This window comes from Parvibaculum sp., from assembly GCF_035325945.1.
Taxonomy (GTDB): domain Bacteria; phylum Pseudomonadota; class Alphaproteobacteria; order Parvibaculales; family Parvibaculaceae; genus Parvibaculum.
Map to the genome: position 1 here is coordinate 1 of NZ_DAOKYX010000021.1, position 5,953 is coordinate 5,953.

The 5,953-nt window shown below is 63.1% G+C and carries 7 protein-coding genes; 4 read left to right on the forward strand and 3 right to left on the reverse strand.

What is annotated here, in order from left to right; translation table 11 throughout:
• Positions 1 to 164 precede the first annotated feature (164 nt).
• The 3 genes from PKA57_RS10660 to PKA57_RS10670 are packed head-to-tail and all read left to right on the forward strand — an operon-like array spanning position 165 to position 2,191.
• Positions 165 to 431, forward strand: a complete 267-nt coding sequence (locus tag PKA57_RS10660) for a hypothetical protein (protein ID WP_324300357.1) — start codon at positions 165 to 167, stop codon at positions 429 to 431.
• A gap of 3 nt (positions 432 to 434) precedes the next feature.
• A complete protein-coding gene (locus PKA57_RS10665) occupies positions 435 to 1,523 on the forward strand; it encodes a hypothetical protein (RefSeq protein ID WP_324300359.1) in 1,089 nt (362 codons plus the stop codon).
• A complete protein-coding gene (locus PKA57_RS10670) occupies positions 1,520 to 2,191 on the forward strand; it encodes a hypothetical protein (RefSeq protein ID WP_324300361.1) in 672 nt (223 codons plus the stop codon). Before PKA57_RS10665 ends, PKA57_RS10670 begins: the two co-directional genes overlap by 4 nt.
• Before the next feature lie 9 nt (positions 2,192 to 2,200).
• On the opposite strand, the gene PKA57_RS10675 is transcribed toward PKA57_RS10670, so the two are convergent.
• Both PKA57_RS10675 and gluQRS read right to left on the reverse strand, forming a co-directional pair.
• The gene (locus PKA57_RS10675) at positions 2,201 to 3,226 is read right to left on the reverse strand and encodes an acyltransferase family protein (protein WP_324300363.1); all 1,026 of its coding nucleotides are present in this window, start codon (positions 3,224 to 3,226) and stop codon (positions 2,201 to 2,203) included.
• A 94-nt stretch (positions 3,227 to 3,320) separates the two neighbouring features.
• A complete protein-coding gene (gluQRS, locus tag PKA57_RS10680) occupies positions 3,321 to 4,223 on the reverse strand; it encodes a tRNA glutamyl-Q(34) synthetase GluQRS (RefSeq protein WP_324300365.1) in 903 nt (300 codons plus the stop codon).
• A gap of 185 nt (positions 4,224 to 4,408) precedes the next feature.
• Between gluQRS and PKA57_RS10685 the strand changes: the two genes are divergently transcribed.
• Positions 4,409 to 4,969: an HNH endonuclease gene (locus PKA57_RS10685; protein WP_324300367.1), complete on the forward strand. Its 561-nt coding sequence runs from the start codon at positions 4,409 to 4,411 to the stop codon at positions 4,967 to 4,969.
• Between the two features lie 317 nt (positions 4,970 to 5,286).
• On the opposite strand, the gene PKA57_RS10690 is transcribed toward PKA57_RS10685, so the two are convergent.
• Entirely contained in the window at positions 5,287 to 5,691 is a 405-nt protein-coding gene (locus PKA57_RS10690; RefSeq protein ID WP_324300369.1) for a hypothetical protein, read from the reverse strand.
• Between the last annotated feature and the right edge of the window lie 262 nt (positions 5,692 to 5,953).

Below are 5,953 nucleotides of genomic sequence, written 5' to 3' on the forward strand. Positions count from 1 at the left end.
CATGGCCGACATCGTGCGGCTGGTGGACTGGAACACCGACGCGGCGGCGTGAGCCCTTCGCCACATTCTTGCCTTATTCCCATAATGCTTCCGCCGCATTGGGCCGTTCCAATCTGACACGTGGTAGAGTTAACGGACTCAACACGCGGATTGGAGGGACGGGCATGAGCGATGCGAAAGCGAGGCATTCGGGCTCGGCGCTGGCGGAGCATTCCGCGCGCGACTATGGGCGCAATGCGGAGCCACTTCCCGACATTCACGTCTTTTCGCGGCTTTCGGAACTCGACGAGGCCTATGCCGGCGAGCTTGCGGAGGCCCGCGCCCGCGCCGAGACATTGACGCGCGAGATCGCCATGCTCGCTCGAAGGCTTGCAGAGCCGCTGCCGGAGCCGGGCGAGAGCAGGCGGCGCAACAGCACGGGGAGGGCGTGAGCGATGGCGAGCGCAAGCCTCATCCCCGAAGCGATGCGCGCGGAGATCGCGCGGAACTATATCGCCAGCGAGCGAGAGGCGCGGTTCGCGCTTTTCCACGCGGGCGCCTTTCTCGTGCTCCTTCTCGTTTCGCTCGGCGCCGTTCTCGTCGACTACATGATCGTCAGCGAGTTCTGGACGCGCGCGCTTGCCAATGAGTTCCTCGAGCTACCCGGCACGCTCGCAAGTTCGGTCGCGTTCAAATCCCTCCAGGTCCTCTTCGCGACCATCGCCGCCCATATTCTCTATGAGCATATGGGACGCTTCGGGCGCGGCTTCTTCGTGCGCGCGGTGTTCGTGCTCGCGCTCGCCATGCTCGTCGGCGTCGGCCTGCTGCTCGCCACCATGTCGCTGCCGAACGGGCTTGCGGCAACGGGCGCAAGCTCCAGCGTCGGCTCCTCGCTCGGCTCGGCGCTTGCCGGGCTCGGCATCGAGGCGCCCGCGACGGGCGATGCGGCCCGCGTCTCCTCCGAACTCGACGCGGTGCGAAGCTGGCAGCCTCTCTTCTGGCTCGGTTCGCTCGGCGTCGTCTTTCTCGTCGTCACGGGCGTTGCCGCGCTCTGCATCCATTTCGCGACGCAGGAGCTGAGGCGCATCGTCCTTGCGCGCGACTTCGCGCATCGCCGCCGCGACATGGCGCGGCTGGCGGCGCTCGAAGCGGAACATGACGAGATCCGCCAGAGGCTTTCGGAAATGGAAGGGCCTGAGAACAGGCGGCATCTGCTCTGGACGGGCCTCATGCGCGAGGCCCGCGCCTATGAGCAGGGGCTCGACGAGGCGCGCCGCGCCCTGCCGCTTGCCGCCCGCGCACCGAGGCTCATCGGCCGGGGCGCGCAGGCGCCCGCCGCCGCCTTCGACCGGCTCAAGGGCTGCGAAGCCTCGCGCGACGTCACCCGCTATGAGAGGCTTTTCGACGAGTGGTGGGAGCGCCGCTCGCGCAACGCGATGAAGGCGGGCCCGACGGCAGCGGGCGGCATGCGGGAGCCTTTCGGCGAGGTTCTGCCGCCCTTGCGGGCGCCCCGCCCGATGGGGCTCGAAAGGGCGGCGGAGTGAGCGCGATGCGCCTTGCCGCTCTCGCGCTTTGTCTTGCGGCGGCGTTTTCGGCGCCAGCCCTTGCCGATGGGCTTCAGCCGCGAACGGTCGTCATCGGGCTCGATCTCTCCACGAGCAATCCGCTCGTCAAGGACGACGCCTATGCCGCGCGCGTCGCGGCGCGCACCGCCGCGGAGCTTCAGGCGCTGCCGCTCAAGTCGCGCGTGATGCTCAGGACCTTCGGCTCTTACGATGGCAGCGCCAATACGCTCAAGATCGATCAGGTGATCTCGGCCCATGCGCGGCCCGAGGACGTGGCCGGAGGAATGGCGGCGCTCATCGCCAATGTTCCGAAGCTCGTCAAGGAAGGCAAGCTCAAGGCGCAGGGCAAGACGAGCATCGTGCCTTTCCTCGAAACGGAGGCCGAGCTTGTCGATTGCAAGGCTTCGTCCGTGCATATCATTCTGCTTACGGACGGGTTCGAGGATTCCGAATATGCGACGCTCACGAAGCGCGGCGGCCGCCTGCCCGCGCCTGCGCCGATCTTCGCCGGCTGCGACAGGCTGCTGATCCTCGGGCTCGGGCAGGGCGCGGGAAGCCCGTCTGCAACGCTCCATCTTCGCAAGGAGTGGACGGCCTATGCGGAGAAGGCGGGTTTCAGGGACTTCACGGGCCTTTACGACTGGTAGGCCGGGCTCTCACGCGGCGGCGGTGGCGGGCTCTTTCGTTCCGCGGGGCTTCAGCCTGAAGGCGTCCGGCCGCACGAAGACGAAGGAGAGCGGCGTGTTCTCGACGATGCGGAAGGCCAGAAGCGGCATCCCGACCGCCATGGCGAGCGAGAGCAGCGTCAGGAAATCGCCATGGGTGACGCCGAGCTTGATGAGCAGCACGCGCGTGGCGGCCATGGGCAGGAAGAAGGCGAGAAACACATAGAGCGAGCGCGAGCCGATATAGGTGAGCGGCGCCGCGAGCCCGCGTTCGACGAGCAGCACGACGAGGATGAGCGTCGCGGCAGCGCCGGCAAAGGCGGTCGAGAGTTCGAAGGTGCGGATTTCGATCTCGCCGGAAAAGACGACCGTTCCGATGGCGAGATAGAGCGCCGCGCCGACGCCGAGCGCCGCGAGCGGCCGGGCGCGCACCAGTTCGGCCATGCGGAAGATGTAGGGCGCGCCATAGACGCCGATGACGAAGAAGATGAAGCGTCCGGCGAATTCGTCCGGCACCGTCCAGCCCGTATGGAGCTTCGTGAAGTAGAGGGCGAGCGCGAGGCCGATGACGAGCGCTTTCGGCAGATCGCGCATGAGGCGCATCGCCACGAAGAAGAGGCTCAGCTCGTAGATGAACCAGAGGATGCCGAAGGGCTCGACGGGGATCATCAGCAGCGTCTTGTAGTTCACCACCCATTCACTGTCGTGGGGCAGCGCCATTTTCAGGCCGATCTGGATCGCCGACCAGAGCAGATAGAAATAGACGAAGTGCAGCACCTTGCCGTCGATGAAGGAGCGCAGATCGCTGCGGAGCGAGCGGGCGGCGAACAGTCCGGCGACGAGGAAGAAGAGCGGCATCCGGAAGGGAATGGTGAATTCGCACAGAATGTTGAAGAGATAGGGCATCTTGTGCAGAGCGACCGCGTCGTTATAGGTCGCGTGCTTCATGACGACGAGCACCATGGTCAGGCCCTTGGCGGCGTCTACCCAGTCGATGCGCGGCTTGGTGGCGGTCATTTACCGTACTTTCTGCGGACGCACGTCCCCCGATGGAACGCCGTGAAGCTCCGGGTTCCGTCCAAGCAGAAATCAGGCCAGTGAAATCGCCGTTTCAGATGCCGGCGAGGCGCCGCACATCGGCGGGGGTGAGGCCATCCGAGCGCAATTCGCGCAGTCCCATATCCTTCGCGCTCTTGGAGAGCCGCCGCCCCGTCTCGTCGCGCACCAGCGGGTGGTGGCGGTAGCGCGGCTCGGGAAGATCGAGCAGAACCTGCAGCAGCCGGTGCACATGGGTCGCCGGAAAGAGATCCTGGCCGCGCGTCACCAGCGTCACGCCCTGAATGGCATCGTCGACGGTCACCGCCAGATGATAGCTCGTCGGCACGTCCTTGCGCGCGATGATGACATCGCCGAAGAGCAGCGGATCGATCGGGATGCGGCCAAGCTCGCCGCGCGGGCCGCCATGTTCCTCATGGAAGGAGATGGGGCCGCCCGCCTTCTTCTCGGCAAGTTCGAGCGCCTTTTCGACGTCGAGCCGCCAGGCATAGGAGCGCCCCTCCCACATGAGCCTGTTGAGTTCCGGGCCGGGCAGGTCCTTGTAGATGCCGGGATAGATCGGCGCGCCATCAGGGTCGCTCGGCCAGTGCTTCGGGCCGATGCCCGTCGCGGCGATGGCGTCGGCGATCTCCTTGCGTGTCGCGAAGCAGGGATAGACGACCTCCATGGCGCGAAGGCGCTTCAGCGCCGCTTCATAATCGGCGAAATGCTCGGACTGGCGGCGCACCGGCTCTTCCCAATCGAGGCCGAGCCAGGCGAGGTCCTCATAGATGCCCTGCTCATATTCCGGGCGGCAGCGGCCGGTGTCGATGTCCTCGATGCGAAGGAGAAAGCGGCCGCCGAGCGCCTTCGCCGTCTCATAGGCGAAGATCGCCGAGTAGGCATGCCCGAGATGCAGCCAGCCGTTCGGGCTCGGTGCGAAGCGGAGGACGTCGCGTTGCGGCCGGGTCATGGGCATGAGGATCGAACGAGTCTCGCTTCATTGAAGGCGGGCTCTTTATAGCTCAATGAGCGCCGCTGAACGAGGCAGCACGAAAACCACTAGGAGTGGCTTCACAAAGTTGTTTTACGAGATGTAGTATTCTTCGTGACAATTCGGGACGCGGTCCGTCATTGGGGCGTTAGCGATCCCAGGAGGGCAGCGTGCACGGTTCGTTTGCCAATCCGGATAGTTGTCCGGCACTTGTGCTGAATGCGGATTACAGACCGCTCAGCTATTACCCGCTCTCGCTCTGGTCGTGGCAGGACGCGATCAAGGCGGTGTTCATGGATCGTGTGAACATCGTCTCCTGCTATGACACTTATGTCCGCTCACCGAGCTTCGAGATGAAGCTGCCGAGCGTCGTCTCGCTCAAATCCTATGTGAAGCCCGCGCGGTACCCCGCCTTCACGCGGTTCAATCTGTTCCTGCGCGACCGCTTCAACTGCCAGTATTGCGGAGCGCGGCACGAGCTTACCTTCGATCATGTGGTTCCGCGCTCGCGCGGCGGGCAGACGACCTGGGAAAATGTCGTGACCGCCTGCGCGCCCTGCAATCTCAAAAAGGGCGGCAAGATGCCCGAGCAGGCGGAGATGTTTCCGCTGCAGAAGCCCTATCGTCCGACCGTCAACGATCTGCACAAGAACGGACGGCATTTTCCGCCGAACTATCTGCATGAGAGCTGGCAGGACTATCTCTACTGGGACAGCGAGCTGGAGCCGTGAGTAGCGAGATCGGCCACCAAGACTAGTTCGGCGGCCCCGTGTTTACGCTTGTGAATTGCCTTAGCCATAAGACGCTGTGCTTCTCGCCATGTTTCATCCCCGAACCCGCGTAGGCCAAATTCCGCCAATGCGTCGGCAGGGTTGCCCCCGGATTTCTTAACCGCCTCGCAAAATGCTCGCGCTTCGGGAATGTGCCTCTTCCACTCACGGGACTCGAAGTTCATTGTCGTTTTCTCGTGAACATTGATGCGGCGGCTAAGTGAACTCTCGGACTGATATTTCGGTGCACTGGGTTGGCTATCCGCCAAATCTTGCCTCTACGGAAGAAGGGAGGCGGCAGCGTCAACGTTGTCGGACCAGTACCACTTTCCGAGCCGTCCTCGATGGATAAACCCTTCCCGCTTCAGGCGATTTAGCATCGGCGATAGAGAGGTCTTTTCGATGTGCTCGGAGTAATTCCGCCGCAACTCTTCGCGAATTTTTTCAAGGGAGAAGCCGTCGGGGTGCCCATCACGCAGGACGCGAGCGATCTTTTCTCGTTTGGTCATCGACGTGACCGCCGACGCTCGACGGCGTGGAACGGGTGCATCGAGTTCGAGTTGTTGCAGCAAACCTAGACGAACCTTGGCGGCTACGAGCTCGTTGATGGTTGCGCGAAGTTGGATCTCGAGTTCCTCAATCTTCGCCCTGATCGCTCTTTGCTGATCCAGTCGTTTACCCATGAAACCCTCTGTGTCGAGACGATTTACGGTGCGCTCGTTCCACGGGCACGTCAACGGACATCTGGGGATACTGAATTTTTTGGTCAGTTAGATTGCCTTTAACCGGTTTTAGTGTTAAGAGCGGATATCCGCTCTTAACACTAAAACTAATTTACTTGCGCCATTTGCTCAGGCCGAAACTAAGTTTCTCGAAGTTAAGCTTTTTCCGACAGCCTGATGGCGATGCGGCAGCCCGTGCGTATGAGGCTCGACAGCAGGGGAT

Bases quoted from the DNA above. Each gene is read 5' to 3' on its own strand.
- PKA57_RS10660 (WP_324300357.1), top strand. From the start codon at position 165: ATGAGCGATGCGAAAGCGAGGCATTCGGGCTCGGCGCTGGCGGAGCAT.
- PKA57_RS10665 (WP_324300359.1), top strand. From the start codon at position 435: ATGGCGAGCGCAAGCCTCATCCCCGAAGCGATGCGCGCGGAGATCGCG.
- PKA57_RS10675 (WP_324300363.1), bottom strand. From the start codon at position 3,226: ATGACCGCCACCAAGCCGCGCATCGACTGGGTAGACGCCGCCAAGGGC.
- gluQRS (WP_324300365.1), bottom strand. From the start codon at position 4,223: ATGCCCATGACCCGGCCGCAACGCGACGTCCTCCGCTTCGCACCGAGC.
- PKA57_RS10690 (WP_324300369.1), bottom strand. From the start codon at position 5,691: ATGGGTAAACGACTGGATCAGCAAAGAGCGATCAGGGCGAAGATTGAG.